At 61.8% G+C, this 19,899-nt stretch carries 17 protein-coding genes; 11 read left to right on the plus strand and 6 right to left on the minus strand.

Annotated elements, in window-relative coordinates:
- Nucleotides 1-28: 28 nt before the first annotated feature.
- The 7 genes from EPZ47_RS25835 to EPZ47_RS25865 all read left to right on the plus strand — a co-directional run bounded on the left by EPZ47_RS25835 (nt 29) and on the right by EPZ47_RS25865 (nt 9,616).
- On the plus strand, nt 29-799 hold the full coding sequence (locus EPZ47_RS25835) for a LamB/YcsF family protein (RefSeq protein ID WP_135847295.1): 771 nt from the start codon (nt 29-31) through the stop codon (nt 797-799).
- Nucleotides 796-1,602, plus strand: a complete 807-nt coding sequence (locus EPZ47_RS25840; RefSeq protein WP_135847296.1) for a putative hydro-lyase — start codon at nt 796-798, stop codon at nt 1,600-1,602. Before EPZ47_RS25835 ends, EPZ47_RS25840 begins: the two co-directional genes overlap by 4 nt.
- A gap of 9 nt (nt 1,603-1,611) precedes the next feature.
- Nucleotides 1,612-3,228, plus strand: coding sequence for a 5-oxoprolinase subunit B/C family protein (locus EPZ47_RS25845; protein WP_135847297.1), 1,617 nt, complete (start codon nt 1,612-1,614; stop codon nt 3,226-3,228).
- The gene (locus EPZ47_RS25850) at nt 3,225-4,964 is read left to right on the plus strand and encodes an acetyl/propionyl/methylcrotonyl-CoA carboxylase subunit alpha (RefSeq protein WP_047229550.1); all 1,740 of its coding nucleotides are present in this window, start codon (nt 3,225-3,227) and stop codon (nt 4,962-4,964) included. Before EPZ47_RS25845 ends, EPZ47_RS25850 begins: the two co-directional genes overlap by 4 nt.
- Before the next feature lie 152 nt (nt 4,965-5,116).
- Complete coding sequence (locus EPZ47_RS25855; protein WP_047229549.1) at nt 5,117-6,358, plus strand: OprD family porin; 1,242 nt, start codon at nt 5,117-5,119, stop codon at nt 6,356-6,358.
- Nucleotides 6,359-6,414: 56 nt separating this feature from the next.
- Nucleotides 6,415-8,298: a methyl-accepting chemotaxis protein gene (locus EPZ47_RS25860; protein ID WP_135847298.1), complete on the plus strand. Its 1,884-nt coding sequence runs from the start codon at nt 6,415-6,417 to the stop codon at nt 8,296-8,298.
- Between the two features lie 76 nt (nt 8,299-8,374).
- On the plus strand, nt 8,375-9,616 hold the full coding sequence (locus EPZ47_RS25865; protein ID WP_135847299.1) for a TIGR03862 family flavoprotein: 1,242 nt from the start codon (nt 8,375-8,377) through the stop codon (nt 9,614-9,616).
- Between the two features lie 166 nt (nt 9,617-9,782).
- Here EPZ47_RS25865 and EPZ47_RS25870 read toward each other — a convergent pair whose 3' ends face one another.
- Nucleotides 9,783-11,120: an RNA helicase RhlE1 gene (locus EPZ47_RS25870; protein ID WP_135847300.1), complete on the minus strand. Its 1,338-nt coding sequence runs from the start codon at nt 11,118-11,120 to the stop codon at nt 9,783-9,785.
- Between the two features lie 60 nt (nt 11,121-11,180).
- On the minus strand, nt 11,181-12,083 hold the full coding sequence (gene yedA, locus EPZ47_RS25875; RefSeq protein ID WP_135847301.1) for a drug/metabolite exporter YedA: 903 nt from the start codon (nt 12,081-12,083) through the stop codon (nt 11,181-11,183).
- 161 nt (nt 12,084-12,244) lie between these two features.
- Here yedA and EPZ47_RS25880 point away from each other — a divergent pair, with 161 nt between their 5' ends.
- Nucleotides 12,245-12,697, plus strand: a complete 453-nt coding sequence (locus EPZ47_RS25880; RefSeq protein WP_053125600.1) for an Lrp/AsnC family transcriptional regulator — start codon at nt 12,245-12,247, stop codon at nt 12,695-12,697.
- Nucleotides 12,698-12,745: 48 nt separating this feature from the next.
- On the opposite strand, the gene EPZ47_RS25885 is transcribed toward EPZ47_RS25880, so the two are convergent.
- The 3 genes from EPZ47_RS25885 to EPZ47_RS25895 form a co-directional block, all read right to left on the minus strand.
- The gene (locus tag EPZ47_RS25885; protein WP_135847302.1) at nt 12,746-13,357 is read right to left on the minus strand and encodes a 3'-5' exonuclease; all 612 of its coding nucleotides are present in this window, start codon (nt 13,355-13,357) and stop codon (nt 12,746-12,748) included.
- A gap of 22 nt (nt 13,358-13,379) precedes the next feature.
- A complete protein-coding gene (locus EPZ47_RS25890; RefSeq protein ID WP_008012653.1) occupies nt 13,380-13,859 on the minus strand; it encodes a LabA-like NYN domain-containing protein in 480 nt (159 codons plus the stop codon).
- Between the two features lie 126 nt (nt 13,860-13,985).
- On the minus strand, nt 13,986-14,768 hold the full coding sequence (locus EPZ47_RS25895; RefSeq protein ID WP_135847303.1) for a DUF2076 domain-containing protein: 783 nt from the start codon (nt 14,766-14,768) through the stop codon (nt 13,986-13,988).
- A 175-nt stretch (nt 14,769-14,943) separates the two neighbouring features.
- Between EPZ47_RS25895 and EPZ47_RS25900 the strand changes: the two genes are divergently transcribed.
- Together EPZ47_RS25900 and EPZ47_RS25905 are read left to right on the plus strand one after the other, a co-directional pair.
- Nucleotides 14,944-15,606, plus strand: coding sequence for a hypothetical protein (locus EPZ47_RS25900; protein ID WP_135847304.1), 663 nt, complete (start codon nt 14,944-14,946; stop codon nt 15,604-15,606).
- 90 nt (nt 15,607-15,696) lie between these two features.
- Nucleotides 15,697-16,776, plus strand: coding sequence for an endonuclease/exonuclease/phosphatase family protein (locus EPZ47_RS25905; protein ID WP_135847305.1), 1,080 nt, complete (start codon nt 15,697-15,699; stop codon nt 16,774-16,776).
- A gap of 68 nt (nt 16,777-16,844) precedes the next feature.
- Here EPZ47_RS25905 and hrpB read toward each other — a convergent pair whose 3' ends face one another.
- Nucleotides 16,845-19,361 carry an ATP-dependent helicase HrpB gene (gene hrpB / locus EPZ47_RS25910; RefSeq protein WP_135847306.1) on the minus strand — a complete coding sequence of 839 codons (2,517 nt, stop codon included), beginning with the start codon at nt 19,359-19,361 and terminating at the stop codon, nt 16,845-16,847.
- 95 nt (nt 19,362-19,456) lie between these two features.
- Here hrpB and EPZ47_RS25915 point away from each other — a divergent pair, with 95 nt between their 5' ends.
- Nucleotides 19,457-19,876 carry a polyribonucleotide nucleotidyltransferase gene (locus EPZ47_RS25915; protein ID WP_135847307.1) on the plus strand — a complete coding sequence of 140 codons (420 nt, stop codon included), beginning with the start codon at nt 19,457-19,459 and terminating at the stop codon, nt 19,874-19,876.
- The last annotated feature ends 23 nt before the right edge of the window (nt 19,877-19,899 follow it).

A 19,899-nucleotide genomic window follows, 5' to 3' on the forward strand; every position in this document is an offset into this window, starting at 1 on the left:
GCCCGATAACGAACAAGGAGTCACGTGAATGCCAACCATAGATATCAACAGCGACCTGGGCGAAAGCTTTGGCGCCTGGCACATGGGCGACGATGCCGCGATGCTCGATGTCGTGACCAGCGCCAATGTCGCCTGTGGTTTTCACGCCGGTGACCCCGCCGGCATCCTGCGGACACTGAAAGCGGCGGCGGCAAAAAATGTCACCATTGGCGCCCATGTCGCTTACCCGGACAAAGTGGGCTTTGGCCGCCGAAACATGGACGTGGCCAGCGATGAGCTGACTGCCGACGTGATCTACCAGATCGGCGCGCTACAAGGCCTGGCCAAGGCCGCCGGCACCTGCGTGCGCTATGTGAAGCCCCATGGCGCCTTGTACAACACCATTGCTCACGATCGCCGTCAGGCGCTGGCCGTGATCGAAGCCATCCGCGCGATCGACTCCAACCTCATATTGGTTGCCCTGGCCGGCTCAAGCCTGATTGAACTGGCCCGTAACGAGGGTTTGCAGTGTATCGCCGAAGCGTTCGCTGACCGGGCCTATACGCCACAGGGCACCCTCGTCTCTCGCCGCGAACCAGGTGCGGTGCTGCACGATCCCAAGCTCGTCGCCCAACGCATGCTGCGCCTCGTTGAAGACGGCTGCCTCGAAGCGATCGATGGCAGCCTGACCAAAATCCAGGCCGACTCGATCTGTGTCCATGGCGACAGCCCCGCAGCGGTGGAAATGGCCCGCGAGCTGCGCCGCGTGCTGGAACAGGCCAACATGTCCTTGCAGCCCTTTGCCGGAGGACGCCCATGAACGCCCTTGATCTCGCCCGCCAGGCGGCCATCGCCGCTGCCCGCGAAGCACGCGCCGCCTACCGTGGCGGCCTGGTCACCCCCACCGCGGGTGTCGCGCCGGGCATGACCCAGGCCAACCTGATCGCCTTGCCGCGCGCCTGGGCATACGATTTTCTACTGTATGCCCAGCGCAATCCAAAAGCCTGCCCGATCCTTGACGTCAGCGACGCCGGCAGCCCAAGTACGCTGCTGGCTGAATGGGCCGACCTGCGCACCGATATACCCCTGTACCGCATCTGGCGTGACGGGAAACTGGTGGAGGAAGTCAGCGACGCCACTCAGGCCTGGGCCGAACACGACGACATGGTGGCCTTTCTGATTGGCTGCAGCTTTACCTTTGAAACGGCCCTGCAAGAGGCCGGCATCGAAGTGCGGCATATCACGGATGGCTGCAACGTACCGATGTACCGGACCAACCGTGCCTGCCGTCCGGCGGGACGTCTACAGGGTGAAATGGTGGTATCGATGCGACCGATCCCCGCCGATCGCGTGGCAGAGGCGAGCACTATCTCCGGACGCTATCCCTCAGTCCATGGCGCCCCGGTGCACATCGGCGAACCCGCGCTGCTCGGGATCCAGGACTTGAGTCGACCCGACTTCGGCGACGCCGTGCGCATCGAACCCGGTGAGATCCCGGTGTTCTGGGCCTGCGGTGTAACGCCCCAGGCAGCGGTCGTGGCCTCGGGCGTGCCCTTCGCCATTACCCATGCGCCCGGTCATATGTTTATCACCGATGTGCCTGACAGCACCTATCACGTCTAGGAGTTTCCTGTGCGTTTTCTACCCGTCAACCTGGACGCCCTGCTCGTCGAATTGAAAGACCTGGACGAGACCCTGGCGTTGTTCGACGCCCTGATGGCCGAGCCGATTGCTGGCGTGGAGGAAATCATTCCTGCCGCACGAACGCTGCTGATCCAATTTCGCCCCAGCGCCATTGCGCAGCAGGCGCTCGTCAATCGTATCGCTGGCCAGGACCTGAGCCAGCGCCGCGCGATCGAGCATCGCCGGGTGGAAATTCCCGTCCATTACAATGGCGAAGACCTCGACGAGGTCGCCACGCTGCTGGGGATCAGCCGCGCCGAGGTGGTCCAACGCCACACCGCCCATGACTACAGCGTGGCCTTCTGCGGATTCGCGCCGGGCTTCGCCTACCTGACCGGCGGTGCGGGTTTCCAGGTGCCTCGCCGACAAACTCCACGCACCCGCATACCCGCGGGTGCGGTTGCCCTGGCGGGGGAATTCAGCGGTGTTTATCCCCAAGCCAGCCCCGGTGGATGGCAGATCATCGGCGTCACGCCTTTGCAGATGTGGGACCTGAACCGCGCTGAATCGGCCTTGCTGCGTCCAGGCTATAAAGTGCGCTTCACCGATGCAGGCCCGCTCCCGGCGGGTGGCCTGCCCGCCCCCACGGCACCGGCAAGTGCCGCCGCGCCCAGCGGCGCCTATCTGGAAATCATCACCCCCGGTTTGCACAGCGTACTGCAGGATATGGGCCGTCCCGGCCAGACCGGCCAAGGCGTATCCCGTTCCGGCGCGCTGGACCTGGGCGCGCTGCGGGCCGCCAACCGCGCGGTCGGCAACCGCTCGGACATGGCCTGTGTGGAATCGGTCCTCGGCGGCCTGAGCTTCGTTTGCCATGGCCGTGCCGTGATCGCGGTCACGGGGGCGCAAACCCCGGTCACCATCACCAACGCCAGTGGCCTGCAATGGCAGGCAAGTCACTACCAGCCCATCGAGCTGGACGCGGGTGACCGCGTCAGCCTGGGTTCCCCCCTCGCGGGGCTGCGCAGCTACCTGGCGATTCGCGGCGGCTTTGACGTCACTCCGGTGCTGGGCAGCCTGTCCACAGACACCCTGGCCCAGGTCGGCCCCCCGGCGCTCGCCGTCGGCGACCTATTGGGCTTTACGACACTGACAACGGGAACCAGCGTATCGCTGAACGAAGCCCCAGCCTTTGAGCTGCCTACTGCTGCCAACATCGTCACCCTTGACGTGGTCATGGGACCGCGTACCGACTGGTTTACCGAAGACGCCATCCAGCGTCTGAGCAGCCAGCTCTGGCGCGTCACCTCACAGTCCAACCGCGTCGGTATTCGTCTGGCCGGTGAAATACCGCTAGCGCGCAGCAACCACCATGAGTTGCCCAGCGAAGGCACCTCCGTGGGCGCCATTCAGGTTCCGGCCAGCGGCCAACCGGTTCTGTTTCTCGCCGATCACCCGTTGACCGGTGGCTATCCGGTGATCGCCGCAGTCGCCAGCTACCATCTCGACCTGGCTGGCCAGATCCCTATCAATGCGCAGATTCGCTTCAACCCTGTGGACGGCTTCAAAGAGATTCAACCCGTTACGCAAGCTTCTTCAACTGCCGATGTGAAAAAAATCCCATGAAAAAATTACTGATTGCCAACCGTGGTGAAATTGCCGTCCGCATCGCCCGCGCCTGCCGCGACTACGGCGTGCAGTCTGTCGCGGTCTATGCCGACGCGGACATCGACGCCCTGCACGTGCGCCAGGCCGACGAAGCCTACTCACTGAATGGCCAGCGCCCGGCCGAAACCTACCTGGATATCGGCAAACTGATCGCCGTGGCCAAACGCAGCGGCGCCGATGCCGTGCACCCCGGCTATGGTTTTCTGTCTGAACGGGCTGACTTCGCCCGGGCGGTGATCGACGCAGGGTTGATCTGGATCGGTCCCAACCCGCAGACCATCGACGTGCTCGGCGACAAGGTCGAGGCGCGAAAAATTGCCCAACTGGTCGGGGCGCCTCTGGTCGCCGGTACGCCTGGCCCGGTCGAAAGCGCCGCCGAAGTATTGGCCTTTGCCGAACAGCACGGCCTGCCAATTGCCATCAAGGCTGCCTTTGGCGGCGGTGGACGCGGCATGAAAGTCGCCTGGCGCATGGACGAAGTGGCTGAGTTGTTCGCCTCCGCCGTGCGCGAAGCGCAAGCAGCCTTTGGTCGTGGCGAATGCTACGTCGAACAGTTCCTCGACCGTCCTCGGCACATCGAAGCGCAGATCCTCGCCGACAAACACGGCAAGGTCGTCGTCGTCGGCACGCGTGACTGCTCCTTGCAGCGGCGCAATCAGAAGCTGGTGGAGGAAGCGCCAGCGCCCTTTATCAGCGACGAACAGCGCCAGCGCATTCATCAATCCGCCCAGGATATCTGCGCCAAAGCCGGCTACGTCGGTGCTGGCACGGTGGAGTTCCTGCTCAGCCAGGATGGCACCCTGTCGTTCCTTGAGGTCAATACCCGCTTGCAGGTCGAGCACCCGGTGACCGAAGAGACCACTGGGGTGGATCTGGTGATCGAACAACTGCGGATCGCCGACGGTTTGCCGTTGTCCTTCAGTGAGACGCCGACCCCGCGTGGCCACAGCTTCGAATTTCGCATCAATGCGGAAGACCCAGGCAAGGGCTTCCTGCCCACCCCCGGTCAGATCACCGATTTCCTGCCACCGTCTGGCCCGGGTGTGCGCCTGGACAGCGGCGTGATAAGCGGCTCGCGAGTGCCCAGCACGTTCGACTCGATGATGGCCAAACTGATCGTCACCGGCGCCACCCGCGAACAGGCTATCGTCCGCGCCCGACGCGCCTTGGCGGAATTCAACATTGAAGGCATTGCCTCGGTGCTGCCGTTCCACCGGGCCGTGATGGACCATGACGACTTCACCGGTGCCGATAAATTCGCCGTGCACACGCGCTGGATCGAAACCGATTTCGCCGAACAGATCACGCTCGCCCCACGTACCGCGGTATCGGCCGACCCAGGCATCCTGCGCACGTTTGTCGAGATCGACGGCAAGCGCCACGAACTGGGCCTTCCGGCTGCGCTGCTGCGAGGCGTCAGCCTGAACGCAGCGGGTACCGCCAGCGAAAGCACGGCCCCCTCCGAGGTCACTGATCCGCAGGCGGTACTGACGCCCGTGGCGGGTAATCTGCATACCTGGGTCGTCGAAGACGGCGAGTCGGTGAGCACCGGGCAAGTGATCGCGGTTGTAGAAGCCATGAAAATGGAAACCTCGGTCCTCGCTCCTTGTGAAGGCCAGGTGCAGATCGCCAAACAGGCAGGCGATTATTTTGAAGCCGGCTCCGTCATTGGCCGCATCAAAACAGCTCTCTGATTTAAAACTTTTCTTTTCGCAGTCAGTACGCGCAACGGGGTAATAACCCGGTTGCCGCGTGCTGCCCGCAGAAAACTGTAGATGTAACTTTGCAATCAAAATAACGATAAAACCCAACACATAAATCTGCCGTTATCTGGAGCATAAAGAGCATGTCAATCAATAAGACTTTGGCTATTGCGGGTACTTGCGCGTTGATTTTCCCATTTACGGCATCTGCAGACTTTATTGCCGACAGTAAGGCCAGTGTGGAACTGCGTAACTTCTACTTCAATCGTGACTTTCGCAACGGTCCTCCCACGGCCCAGCGGGACTCGGCAAAAGAATGGGCCCAGGGCGCCATGTTGCGATTCGAGTCGGGTTATACCGCCGGCACCGTGGGCCTGGGCATCGACGCCGTTGGCATGCTCGGCCTCAAGCTTGACGGCGGTGATGGTTCCGGTGGCACGGGCCTGTTGCCGGCTGACCTTAGTTCGAAAAACGGCCGCGGCTCACAGGACGAATATTCCAAACTTGAGCTGACGGCCAAGGCGAAGGTGTCGGAAACCGCTCTAAAGGTAGGCTCACTCGCCTTCCGTACGCCCGTGGTATCGAGCAATGACACACGCCTGTTGCCCTCCACCTTCGAAGGCGCGCTACTGACCTCCAAAGACATTGATCAGTTGGTCCTGCAAGGCGGCAAGCTGGAGCAAATCAAGTTCAACAGTTCTTCGAACTATCAGGACTTCACGGGTAACCGCATCGGCGGTGTCAGTGATGACTTCCGCTTTGCCGGCGGTACTTACAGTTTCAACAAAGCCCTTAGCACAAGTCTGTTCTACGGCAATCTGGAAAATGTCTATCGGCAGTTCTTTGGCGGCGTCGTCTATGAAATCCCTCTTGCCGCGCAACAGTCGCTGAAGTTCGATCTGCGTTATTCGAAAAGTACCGATGACGGTAACTTCCGCCCCCTCGATAACCGCGCCGCGAACGGACTGGTTGCCTACACCCTGGGCGCCAACGTGTTCACCGCCGCCTATCAGCGCATGAGCGGTGACGATCCCTTCCCGTACATTGCCAATAGCGACCCATACCTGGTCAACTTCGTCCAGATCAATGACTTTGCCAACACTCAGGAACGCTCCTGGCAGCTGCGTTATGACTACAACTTCGCCGCGCTGGGCATTCCCGGGCTGACGTTCATGAGTCGTTATGTCCAGGGTGACAACGCGTTGGTCGGGGGCAGTAATACGGGCAAAGAGTGGGAGCGCGATACGGATATCGGTTACGTGGTCCAAAGCGGTTCGCTGAAAAACCTCGGGGTCAAACTCAGAAACGCTACGGTTCGTTCGAACTTCAGCAATGACCTGGATGAAACCCGCCTGATCGTCAGTTACACATTGGCACTTTGGTAATTCGCTGACGGCGACCTGTGACCCTGCGCAACCGATCCTTATTCAGAGAAAGTGCAATGAAAAATCTCAGGTTTAACCAGAAGATACTACTGATTGCTTCGTTGCTTATCATGACGGTGTTTTCCACATTCACCGTATTGAATGACGTTCGGTTGCGTGACGACAACGTAAAAAAAATCGAGGAACACACCCGCGCCCTCTCGACATCGATGGCACATGATATCCAGAGCTGGCTGGACGGAAGACTGATTCTGCTAAAGGGATTTGCCGAACTCATCGGCCACGATCCCTCGCCGCAAAACATACTCGACAAGTTGCAGAGCCAAGTGCTCATGAGCCAGTTTATCGCCGGTTATGTGGGCACCCGTGACGGTGGGTTCCAGATCCATCCCCCGCGGGAGATGCCAGCCGATTACGACAGTCGGCAACGGCGCTGGTACATAGACGCCGTAGACCATGGCGTGGCAATGACCGAACCCTACGTAGGGGCCGGGATCGACTACCCGATTATCACCCAGGCGGTCGCCCTCCACGCCGGGCAGCAAACGCTCGGCGTCCTGGGCGCCAGTCTGAACATCGAGACGATTTCTCAAACGCTCAACGCGCAAGCCTTCGAGGGCAGTGGATACGCTTTTCTGGTGAGTAAGGAAGGCAAAATACTGGTTCACCCCGACAAGGCACTGATCGGCAAGACACTGTCCGATCTGTTTCCGGGCAATACCCCGGCGCTCAATGATCGATTGGTGGAAGCCACTACGGTCGATGGCGTGAAATTCACACTGTTCTCTGCGATCAAAGGCCTGCCGATGAAAGACTGGTACATCGGCATCGTCCTGGACAAGCAGGCAGCCATGGCCAGTCTTGCTGCGTTCCGCAGTTCGGCGATCATCACCACAATCGTTGCCGGCCTGGCCACCCTGTTGCTGCTCGGGCTGCTTATTCGCGTGTTGATGAAGCCCCTGCGCCTTATCAGTCACGCGATGGAAGATATCGCCCAGGGCGACGGTGACCTGACCCGACGCTTGTCGATCCTGTCGAATGATGAATTCGGCCAGTTGGCCGTGAGTTTCAATCGCTTCGGCGACCGGATCCATGCCTCCATCACCGAAGTCTCATCAACGACGAACTCCCTGAAAGAGGCCACCCGCAAGGTCCTGACGGCCTCCAACTCCTCGGTTGGGAAGTCGGAACACCAATCCGGCTTTACCAGCAACGTGGCGGCGGCCATTGAGGAGCTTGGGGCGTCGGCGCAAGAAATCGCCTCGAGTGCCTCGGCGGCGTCCAGAGGCGCCTCGAGCGCCAGGGCGCAGATCGATTCGAGCTGCATGCTCGTCGAGAACACGGTCAATGCGATGAGTTGCCTGCAAGAAAACATCGAAGAAACCCGCGCACAGATCGAAGAACTCAACACCAAAAGCGCCAATATCGGCAAGGTGCTGGAGGTCATCTCGACGATCTCCGGAAAAACCAACCTGCTGGCCTTGAACGCCGCCATCGAGGCAGCCCGGGCCGGAGCGGCCGGGCGCGGGTTTGCCGTGGTGGCGGACGAAGTCAGAAGCCTTGCCCACCACACCCAGACAGCGACCGAAGAAATCAGGGCGGTGATCGAGGCGCTGCAGGAGGGGGCTACCCAGGCTGCCAAGACCATGCTGCGCAGCCATGAAATCGGCAGCCAAAGTGTACGTGTGGCGACCCAGGCCGGAGACAGCCTGCTGAGCGTGGTGTCACGCATCATCGAGATCGATGAGATGTGCCTGACGGTCGCCGCTGCAACCGAGGAACAAACCAGCGCTGTCGACCAGCTCACTCGGGATGTTCATGAGATCAGCCAGTTGAATCGCCATGCCACCGACAACTTGTGCTCGACCCTCACGGCGTGTGGAGAACTGGATTTTGAAGTCGGACGACTCCGGAGTGTGGTCGATACGTTCAAGTTGTAGACACACACGCCATGCCCCTCGGCCAGTGACCCGAACTGATAGAATGCTCGCCCTGATCCGCCAGACATAGCTCACCATGACCCAAGCGCCCAAGCCTTCCACCCCAAACGTCGCCATCATCGGCGGCGGCCCAGCCGGCCTGATGGCGGCCGAGGTGTTGAGTCGGGCCGGGATCCAGGTCGACCTGTATGACGGCATGCCCTCGGTGGGCAGGAAATTTCTGCTGGCCGGTGTCGGCGGCATGAACATCACCCACTCGGAAGCCTTTCCGGCCTTCCTGTCCCGCTATGCCGAACGCGCGGCGAACATCGCCCCGCTGCTGCGGGCATTTGGCGCAAATGAACTGTGCGAATGGATTCATGGCCTGGGTATCGACACCTTTGTCGGCAGTTCCGGGCGGGTATTTCCTACCGACATGAAAGCCGCCCCGCTGCTGCGTGCCTGGCTCAAACGCCTGCGCGATGCCGGCGTGATGATCCATACCCGCCATCGCTGGCTGGGCTGGAACCCCGACGGCAGCTTGCTAGTCACCGCTGCGGACGGCGAAAAAACACTGCGACCCACTGCGACATTGCTGGCGCTGGGCGGCGGCAGTTGGTCACGCCTGGGCTCCGATGGTGCCTGGATGCTGCCACTGGAACAGCGCGGTGTAGGCCTTGCGCCCTTGCAGCCGAGCAATTGCGGATTCGAAGTGCAGGCCTGGAGCGATCTGATGGTCAGCAAATTCGCCGGCGCCCCGCTGAAAAATATCGCCATCGGCCTGAATGACGATGTACCGCGCCTCGGTGAATGCGTGATCACCGCCACCGGCATCGAAGGCAGCCTGATCTATGCCCTGTCGGCGCCAATTCGCGAAGCCATCAACCAACACGGCAGCGCGACGATCCATCTGGACCTGCTGCCAGGCCGACCTGTGGATAAAATCCAGCAAGCCCTGAGCAAGCCACGCGGTTCACGCTCAATGGCCAAGCACTTGCACAGCCAGTTGGGGATCGACGGGGTCAAGGCCGCGCTGTTGCGCGAACTCACGCCCGCCGATTGTTTTAGCGACCCGGCGCGGCTGGCCCAGGCGATCAAGGCCTTGCCATTGACCCTGGTGAAAACCCGCCCCCTGGACGAAGCCATCAGCAGCGCCGGTGGCGTGACCTTCGAAGCCTTGGACGAACGGTTGATGCTCAAGCAAGTACCCGGGGTGTTCTGTGCCGGGGAAATGCTCGACTGGGAAGCGCCGACTGGCGGCTACCTGCTGACAGCCTGCTTTGCCAGTGGCCGGGCAGCGGGGTTGGGGATGCTGGAGTGGTTGCAGCGCAAGGATTGAAGACCTGTGGGAGCGGGCTTGCTCGCGAAGACGGCAGCAGGTCCAATATCAATGCGCGCTGAGCCACCGCTATCGCGAGCAAGCCCGCTCCCACATTGACGGGGAGACCCTTCAACTGTGGGAGCGAGCCTGCTCGCGATAGCGGTTTACCAGATAGAGCAGATCATCAAGGCTTACGCTTGCGCGGCCCAGTATTGAACACCGGTACCTTGCGCACAGGTTTGACCGAAGGCTCCACAGGCCCAGCGTCGCCGCTGTCCACCCACTTGCCCAGGTTGCGCTTGCCGCCACCGCCCGAGGTCTTGGGTTTCTTCGGCTTTTTCGGTTTCTTGATGACCTGGCCACTGGCATCGGTCTCCGGCACTCGATGCTCTGGCTCGAAGTCCTGTTCCATCTGCCGGGGCAATGTCTGACGGGTCAGGGTTTCGATGGCTGACAGCAAATTCACTTCGTCAGCGCAGACCAGGGAAATCGCCTGTCCCGTGGAGCCCGCCCGGCCGGTACGACCGATACGGTGGATGTAATCCTCGGCAACGATCGGCAGGTCGAAATTCACCACCAACGGCAAATCTTCGATATCCAAGCCACGGGCAGCGACGTCGGTGGCCACCAGGATCTGCACTTCGCTGGCCTTGAAACGGTCCAGTGCCCGCTGACGGGTGGCCTGGGGTTTGTCACCATGGATTCCGTCGGCGTTAATGCCCATGCCCTGGAGTTTTTCCACCAACGCGTCGACACCGTTACGAGTCTTGGCGAATACCAGTACCTGTTTCCACTTGCCCTTGCGCATCAAGTGAATGAACAGCTCCGGCTTGCGCTTCTTGTCCACCGTCACCACCCATTGCTTGACGGTGTTGGCGGCAACGTTGCGCGGGCTCACTTCAATGCTCAGCGGGTCGTTGAGCATCTGCCCGGCCAGCAAGCGGATCGCGTCGGAAAAGGTCGCCGAGAACAACAGGGTCTGACGCTTTTTCGGCAGGGCCTTGTAAATATTCGCCAGTTCCTCGGAGAAACCCAGATCGAGCATGCGATCGGCTTCGTCCAGTACCAGGGTCTGCAACTGGTTGAACTTCAGCGCGTTCTGCCGGAACAGATCGAGTAGGCGACCGGGCGTGGCGACCAGCAGATCGACGCCCTTGCGCAGCTTCATCATCTGCGGGTTGATACTGACACCGCCGTACACGGCGTAGGTGCTCAGCGGCAGGTTTTGCGCGTACTGACGCACGCTTTCATGGACCTGTTCGGCCAGTTCACGGGTCGGCACCAGGATCAGTGCCCGCACCGAGTTGGCGGTCACCTTGGGCCCTTCGGTGGTCAGCAGTTGCAACAGCGGCACGGCGAAACCGGCAGTCTTGCCGGTGCCGGTCTGGGCGGCGGCCATCAGGTCGCGACCGGCCAACACCGCCGGCATGGCTTGGGCCTGCACCGGGGTCGGGGTCTGGTAACCGAGCGTCTCGAGGGCGCGCAGCAAGGGTTCGATCAGGCCAAGGGTGGCGAAAGTCATGGAAGTACCGTAGGAGAAATCAGCGCAAGGTGTGTGCAATGCGCGGCAGTTTACCCTAAATCAGGATTCGGCCGACGCAGGCTTGGGTTTGCGCCACTGAGGCAGCCCGATCAACACCACGGCGCTGATGATCACCAGCATCGCCACGGCCTCTTCAACGCCGATGGTTTCACCGGCGAATACGATCCCCAGCAACACCGCCACCGCCGGGTTGACGTAGGCATAACTGGTGGCCGCTGCCGGGCGCACATGCTTGAGCAGGTACATGTAGGCATTGAAGGCAATGATCGAACCGAAGCACGTCAGGTAAGCCAAGGCGAGCCAGCCTTCCAGCGGCGGCAGGCTCTCCAGGTGTTCACCACTGGCCACGCTGCCGATCAACAGCACCACGCCGCCCACCAGCATTTCCACAGCACTGGCCATCGCCCCCGCCGGCAACGGCAAGTGCTTGCTCAGCACCGAACCAAAGGCCCAGGACGCCGCCGCGAACACCAGCAAGGTCGCACCCAGGGGGCTCGATTGCAGGTTGGAACCGAGGTTGAGCATGGCGATGCCGATCAACCCCAACACAATCCCCGCCCATTCCAGACGGGTATTACGCGCGCCCCAGAAATAGCCGCAGAGCAAGGTAAACAAAGGCACCGTCGCCACGGCCAGCGCCGCTACCCCGGATGCCACGCCGGTGTGCTCGGCCACACTCACCGCGCCGTTGCCAAAACTGAGCAACAGCACGCCAATGATGGCCCCGGCCTTCCATTGCGCCCAGGTCGGCGCCGGTGCCCCGCGCCAGCGCAGGAAACCGTACATCAGCGAGCCGGCCAGCACGAAGCGAATCCCCGCCAGCAACAGGGGCGGCCAATGCTCGACACCGATGCGAATCACCAGGTAGGTCGAACCCCAGATGACGTACAAGGCGAAAAAGGCAGCGATCAATGGCAAAGGGAAACGGCGTAGGCCCGGCATGGTCGGCTCGAAGTCAGGACAATGAGAGGCGTTATTCTAGAAAGGCGATAAGCGGAAAATAAGTTACAAAACCTGTTTATCCGAACCATACACTTTTCAAAACACGGATATCGGCGCTATAAACCATGCTTTCGAAAGTCACGCCATTTGGAAGCCAAACCGTGGATAAATACGACCGCATGCTGCTCAGCGCCCTGTTGGAAAACGGTCGTGCGTCCTACGCCGAACTGGCCCGCAAAGTGAACCTGTCGGCCCCAGCCGTGGCCGAGCGGGTCAGCAAGCTGGAAACCAGCGGCGTGATCACCGGCTACCAGGCGAAAGTCGATATGGCGAAAATCGGCCTGCCGGTGCAGTGCGTCATCGAACTGCGGATGAACCAGCACGGCAACCAGAAGACCTACGACGAACTGTGCAAAATCCCGCAACTGACCGAATGCCATCGGGTGACAGGCGACCCCTGCGTGATCATGCAAGCGGCGGTCGGCTCGATGCCGGAACTGGAAGAGCTGATCAACCGCATCGCCAAGTTCGGCTTCAGCAAGACCTCGATCGTGTTGTCCAGCGCCATTGAAAAGCGCGTGCCGTTGGGGCAGTTGGAAGGCAACGGGAAATAAGGATCAAACACTGAACAAGCCCGCTCCCACAAGGGTTTTGTGGTGTGTTTAGAACCCACGATGCCGCTTGAGATGCTCATTGATCTTCGCCGCTGGCACTTTCTGCAGGCTGCACAGCAAATCATGGGACAACGCCCGCAGCCCATGCTTTTGCCGCAGTTCCGCGGCCAGGTGCGCGGTGAGGTTGGCGGCCATTTCGGCGTCGGCCATGGCCCGGTGAGCCTGGCCGGTGTGGGGCAAGCCGGCGAACGTGTTGAGCGTGCCGAGCTTGTGGTTCGGTGCCGTCGGCATCAGGCGCCGGGCCAGCAACAGTGAACAGGCAAAATTCTGCAAGCGAGTACGCTTGATTCGCCCCAGCTCGAAGTCCCAGAACTTCTGGTCGAACGCGGCGTTGTGGGCCAGCAGTGGCGTGATGCCGACGAACTCATTGACCTCGTTCATCACCTTTTCCGCCGGCGGCGCGCTGCGCAGCATGGCGTTGCTGATGCCGGTCAGTTGCTCGATGAAGGCCGGCACGCGCACGCCAGCATTCATCAGGCTCTGGTAGCGGTCGACGATTCGGCCCTGCTCGAGAATCACCACGGCGATTTCGGTGGCCCGGCAACTGCTGCTGGGTGTGATGCCGGTGGTTTCAAAGTCGATGACTGCGATGCGTTCCAAACCTGTCTGAACTCCGTAAAAATCAATTCTTGAGCAGCAACGCGCCTTCGATGGGCACATAGCGACTGGCGGCGCGGATCAGCGAGTTGGCGGTCAGCCCCGGCACGCCATAGGCCACCGCCTGCACACCGTGCTTGCTGATGATGCGTTCGAGCAGCATGTCGAAATCGCCGTCACCGGAGGCCAGCACCACTTCGTCGACGTGATCGGCGGCGTCCATGATGTCGAGGGTGATGCCCACGTCCCAGTCGCCCTTGGCCGAGCCGTCGCTGCGCTGAATGTAGGGTTTGAGCTTCACGATGAAGCCCAGGTTGCGCAGGATCTGCTGGAATTGCTGCTGCTTGCTGTCGCCGCGATCGATCGCATAGGCATAGGCCTCGACAATCTGCCCTTGCTTGCTGACATCGGCCCACAACGCCGCGTAGTTGAAATGGCAACCGTAGGCCTGGCGCACGGTGTAATAGAGGTTCTGGACATCGGCGAACACTGCGATTTTTTTCACCGCGTTTCCTCTTGGATGCACAAGCGCAGGCCGTCGGGCCCGAAAAGTTGCCCAGTATGCCAGCCCAGAGGAATGTTCCGCGAATAATCGACCCGAGGCGCCTGGGCGCCCCGGACGAATGGCAGGTCAGACGAAGGAGTCGTCGTCGCCAAAGGAGGACGAATCGTCGCTGAAGTCCGCGTCGCTGAAACCGCCCTGGTCGCTGCCGTAGGCATCGTTGTCGGCGACGCGCTGGTCATCGCCCCAGCCACTGTCACCGCTGTTGTCGTTGACCGGTTGCGCCGGTTCTTCCTTGATGACTTCAACGATCTCCTGGGGTTGTTGATTGCTGTGGAACAGGCTGCTGATGCCTTGGGCCAGCATTACACCGCCGGCCACGCCCGCGGCGGTTTTCAGGGCACCGCCCAGGAAACTGCTCGCTGCAGGCGCCTGCTGTTGAGGCGCGCCGTAGTTGGCAGGTGGGGCGCCGTAGTTGCTGGGCGGTGCACCAAAACCCTGCTGGGCCGGGGCATTGAAGGCGGGCCGCGCCGGCTCGCGCCAACCGCCACCACCAGATGCCGGGGCGCTTGGGGCAGGTGCCGGCCGTGAATCACGGGGACCGCCACCGAAAATACTCGAAAGGAAACCACCGCCGCCACTTGGCGCCGAAGTCTGGTTCCGGGCCTGTTGCAGCTCAGCCTGCAATTGCTCGACTTGTTGGGCGAGCTGCTTGTTCTGCTCGTCGAGGCGCTTGATCGCAGCCTCTTGCACCAGAATCGCCTGGGCCATGAAATAGCCCGCCGCCGGCTGGTTGGCCAGGTGCTCCTTGATCCGCGTCTCGGCCTGGGCGTCGCGCGGGGCTGAATCCTTTTCGGCCTGTTGCAGCCGTGAAAACAGTCCATCGATCAGGGTTTGTTCTTCGCTGTTCATGGCGACCTCATTAGATTGCCGGGTAGAAAACCATTCCGATCCTGAGGACCGGCGCCCACCAGTAATGGGGCTCGCCGGGAAGGTTTCAATGCTCTTTACCAGATGTTTACGTTTGCTTGTACGGGCGCCTGATCGGTTAAAGTGTCGGACCGCTTTTGAACTGCGATACCGACCCATGAATCCGTTTGACGTGCTGCGCGACTCTTTGTATTTCTTCAAGCGCCATCTGGGCCGGATCGCCCAGCTATGCCTGCCACTGGTGATACTCGAGGCCGTGTTGCAGCAGGGGGTGGACAGCGTCGTCGGTGCCGAAGGCTTTCCCGGCTACAGCGTAATCGTCGGGCTGCTGGTGTACCCGCTGTATACCGCCGCGTTGATTCTGTTTCTCGACGCCCGCAGTCGCGGCGAATCGCCGCGCCCTCGTGACCTGCTCGCAACCGCCCTGACCCTGTGGCCACGCTTTGCCTTGCTGACCGCGCTCAACACGCTGCTGATCCTGATCGGCATTTCGTTGTACTTCCTGCCGGGCCTGTGGCTGATGGTGGTCCTGGCCTTCGGTGAATACCTGCTGGTGCTGCGGGGCCTGGCACCATTGGCCGCGATGAAGGAAAGCCTGCGCATGAGCCGCGGCCATTTCTGGCGGATCCTGTTGTGCATTCTCTGTGTGATGGTTCCGCTGTGGCTGCTCAAGGGCGCCAGTGTCTCGGTGTATCCACCGCCTCAGAACCCCTTGATCAGCTTGCTGATCGAGAGCATTCACAGCTTCTTGCAACTGTTCACCAGCGTGGTGCTGTTCCGGATGTTCATGCTGATCGAAGCCACGCCTGACAACCGCTGATCGCATGCTGCGACGGCTATGGGCTTGGGCTCGGGAACCGCTCTCGGTTATGCTCGGGATCACTTTTGCGTTTCGCCCATAAGCCGAGCCATGACCCGACTACTGCGTTACACCTTGCTGGGCCTGCTGTTGATCCTCAGCCTGGCCGCCCTGTCGATCTACGGCCTGACCTGGCGTCCACAACCCAAGGAAGCATTGCCGGTCAGTTGTGCCGCCAACGCGGCGCCGCTGATGCCCGGCCAGGCTCTGAAGGTGATGACCTGGAACGTGCAGTTCCTGGCCGGCAAGCGCTACGTGTTCTGGCACGACCTGGCCCAGGGCACCGACGAAAACCCAACCCTGGAAGACATGGCCTTCAGCCTCGACGAAGTGGCACGGGTCATTCGCGACGAGCAGCCGGACATCGTGTTGCTCCAGGAACTGGACAACGGCGCCAAGGCCAGTGACTACCAGGACCAACTCAAGCTGTTGCAGGAACGCCTGGCCGACCTCTATCCGTGCAGCACCAGCGCCTTCGACTGGAAAGCCGATTTTATCCCCTCCCCGCACATCTTCGGCAGCGTCGGCCGACAGCTCGCGACCCTGAGCCGCTACCGCATCGACCACGCCGAACGGGTGCAACTGCCGGTGGCCGACGCCAATTTCATCAGCCGTCAGTTCCAGCCCAAAGATGCCTTGTTGGTGAGCTATCTGGCACTGAGCGATGGCGGCCAACTGGCGGTGCTCAACACCCACCTCGAACGGGCCACTGAGCCGGATGACACCTTGCCGAACCAGGTCACTGCCGTGACCAAGGCACTGGACAAACTCGAGTCCCGAGGCACGCCGTGGCTGATCGGCGGCGACTTCAACCTGCTGCCCCTGGGCCAATACCGGCGCCTGCCTTCCGAACAGCGCACGCCCTACTCCGCCGACAGCCCGTTGCACCTGCTGTGGGACAAGTACCCGATGATCCCCACCAACAACGAGGCCAGCGGCATCGACCGCGAACATTGGCTGACCCACTACCCCAACGACCCCGGCCTCAACGGCCCCGACCGCACCGTCGATTACCTGTTCTACAGCCCGCGGATCAAACGGGTCGAAGCCCAGGTGCGCCAGGACGATACGTTGCGCATCTCCGATCATCTACCGGTGATTGCGCGGTTCCTGTTGCCGGCTACGCCTTGATCTGAGCATCACCACCAAACAAATGTGGGAGCAAGCCCGCTCCCACAAAGGTTTTGTGTCGGACCCAATTACTTACGCGGCTTGACCCGCGCCGTCGCCTGCGCCACCAGCGGATCGTCCGGCCAGTAGTGCTTGGGATAACGCCCCTTCAAATCCTTCTTCACCTCGGCATAGGTGCTACGCCAGAAGTTCGCCAGATCCTGGGTCACCTGCACCGGTCGACGTGCCGGTGACAGCAGGTGCAGCTTGACCACCTGGCGTCCTCCGGCGATGCGCGGGGTGTCGGCCAGACCGAACAGTTCCTGCAGGCGCACGGCGAGAATCGGTGGGTATTCGCTGTAGTCCAGGCGGATCGACGAGCCCGAGGGCACGCTCAAATGATGGGGCGCCAGTTCATCCAGGCGTTGCGGCAAGGGCCAGGGCAACAGATTGTGGACGATGCTGGACAGGTCCAGGTTAGCGAAATGACTGAGGCGCGAGACCCGCCCCAGGTACGGCATCAGCCAGTGTTCAAGACTGCCAAGCAACGCGGTATCGCTGACGTCAGGCCATTCGCTCTCGCCCTTGGCCTCCAACTCAAGCCGGCGCAGCAGCGCCACCCGCGCCTGCCACTGCCGCAGTTCCGGAGTCCAGGGCAGCAGCTCCAGGCCCTTACGGCGTACCAGGTTCACCAGCGCCTGACTGCGAGCTGACTCATCCAGGCCAGTCAATGGCTCGCGGCTGAGCACCAGTTCGCCGACCTTGCGCTGGCGCTCGGCCCGCAGCACGCCTTCACGCTCGTCCCAATCCAGTTGATCCACCGTACGTACTTGTTCAGCCAGCACCGAATCGAACAGCGCCGGGTCGAAATCCGTTGCCAGGTAGATCCGCTCTTCCCGTTGGCCCTGACGGCTGCCCAGGTCGGCAATCACCAGCCATGCTTGTTTCATCAGGCTGTCGGCCTCGGCAAACAGTGCCGCACGGCCGTTGGCCAGACGATATTCCGCGCCGCCGGGCCGGCGCTGCTGGGCGACACGATCCGGATAGGCCAACGCCAGCAACGCGCCGAGCCAGCGCGGATGCTCGGGGTCGGCGACGGCTGCTTCGGCCTTGCCCCGCAGGTAACCGCGATACTGCCGGGCCAGTTGCCGCGCCCGCTGCACGCCACCCTGAACGCCGCGCGCCGCACGTTCTTCGCCGGACAGCAACACCAGGCGACTGTGCAAATCCGCGCCGCCCCCCCTGAGAATGTCGCGCTCGCCCAGCAGGGCCGCGACGTTGCACGCCATGTCCGCCAACCCCAGCGACTGACCACGCAGCAACAAATGAGCGATGCGCGGGTGAGCCGGCAGCTCGGCCATGGCTTGGCCATGACGGGTCAGTTGCTCACCCTCCAGCGCGCCCAGGCGTTGCAGCAGATCCTGGGCCTGGGCATAAGCGGCGGCGGGTGGAATGTCGAGCCAGACCAATTGCTGCGGCGTCACGCCCCAGCGTCCCAGTTGCAGGGCCAACCCGGCGAGGTCCGCCGAAAGAATTTCCGCGCTGCCATAAGCGGCCAATTGTTCGTGCTGGTCTGCGGACCACAACCGGTAACACACCCCTGGCTCCAAACGCCCGGCCCGACCGGCCCGCTGTGTGGCGCTGGCGCGGGAAATGCGCTGGGTGTCGAGACGGGTCATGCCGCTGCCCGGATCGAAACGCGGCACTCGCGCCAGACCGGCGTCGATCACCACCCGCACGCCGTTGATAGTCAGACTGGTTTCGGCAATGTTGGTAGCCAGCACCACTTTGCGCTGGCCGGGCGGTGCCGGGTCGATGGCCGCGCGTTGGGCGGCGAGGTCCAGCTCACCATGCAGCGGACAGAGCAGCACGTTGCCACCCTCGCCCAAAGCGTCGGCCAGTTGCTGATGGACTCGACGGATCTCCGCCTGCCCGGGCAAGAACACCAAGACACTGCCTGTTTCATCGTGCAGCGCCTCCAGCACGGTCTGTACCAGTCGCGGCTCAATGAATTCACCAGGCTGGAACGGACGGCCCCAGCGCATCGTCACCGGGAACATACGCCCTTCGCTGCGCAGGATCGGCGCATCGTCCAGCAGCCCGGCCAGACGCTCGCCTTCCAGGGTGGCGGACATCAGCAGAATCTTCAGCGGTTGGTCTTCGCGAAACAGCTCCCGGCCGTTGAGGCTCAGGGCCAGGGCCAGGTCGGCATCGAGGCTGCGTTCGTGGAATTCATCGAAAATCAGCAGCCCCACACCCTCCAGTGCCGGGTCGTCCTGCAAACGGCGAGTGAGGATGCCTTCGGTGACCACTTCAATGCGGGTATTGGGCCCGACCTTGCTGTCGAGACGAATACGATAGCCAACGGTTTCGCCGACCTTTTCCCCCAGCTCACTGGCCAGTCGCTCGGCCGCCGCCCGCGCGGCCAGGCGCCGTGGCTCGAGCATCAGGATGGTCTGCCCGGCCAGCCAGGGCTCGTGCAACAGAGCCAAGGGCACGCGGGTGGTTTTACCGGCACCGGGCGGCGCTTCGAGCACCGCTTCATGGCGCGACGCCAAGGCTTGACGCAGGGCGGGTAAAACTTCATCAATCGGCAAAGAAATCATGCTGGCTCCAAAACAGAGGGCCGAGTATAACGGCGAACTGTTTAGCGTGGTCTGGACTCCAACCAGCAACGCCTTTATCTGCTCAGGAGATTGCTATGCGTATTCCCTTTCGCGTGATCGGCGGCGTCCTGGTCGCCACCCTGCTGACCCAGGTCAGCGCCTGCGGCTCGATCTTCTATCCGGACCGTCGTGGCCAGATCGACGGCAAGATCGACCCGGCGATTGCCGCACTCGATGCCGTCGGCCTGCTGTTCTATATCATCCCCGGCCTGATCGCGTTCGCAGTGGACTTCGCCACCGGTGCCATTTACTTCGAACCGGGCAAAAGCGTCCAGATCGAGCCGGAGAAACTCAAGCCGGCCATCAACGCCGACGGCAGCGTCAATAACCTCAAGCTGCAGGCGATCCTGGAAAGCGAACTGGGCCGCAGCTTCCCGCTGGACGATCCACGGCTGATCCAGCACAAGGGCAACGCCCAGCAACTGGCCGCCCTCGGTCTCAAACCAGCCGCATAACTGGCGCCACGCAAGGAACGACC

This window comes from Pseudomonas viciae (assembly GCF_004786035.1).
GTDB classification, from domain to species: domain Bacteria; phylum Pseudomonadota; class Gammaproteobacteria; order Pseudomonadales; family Pseudomonadaceae; genus Aquipseudomonas; species Aquipseudomonas viciae.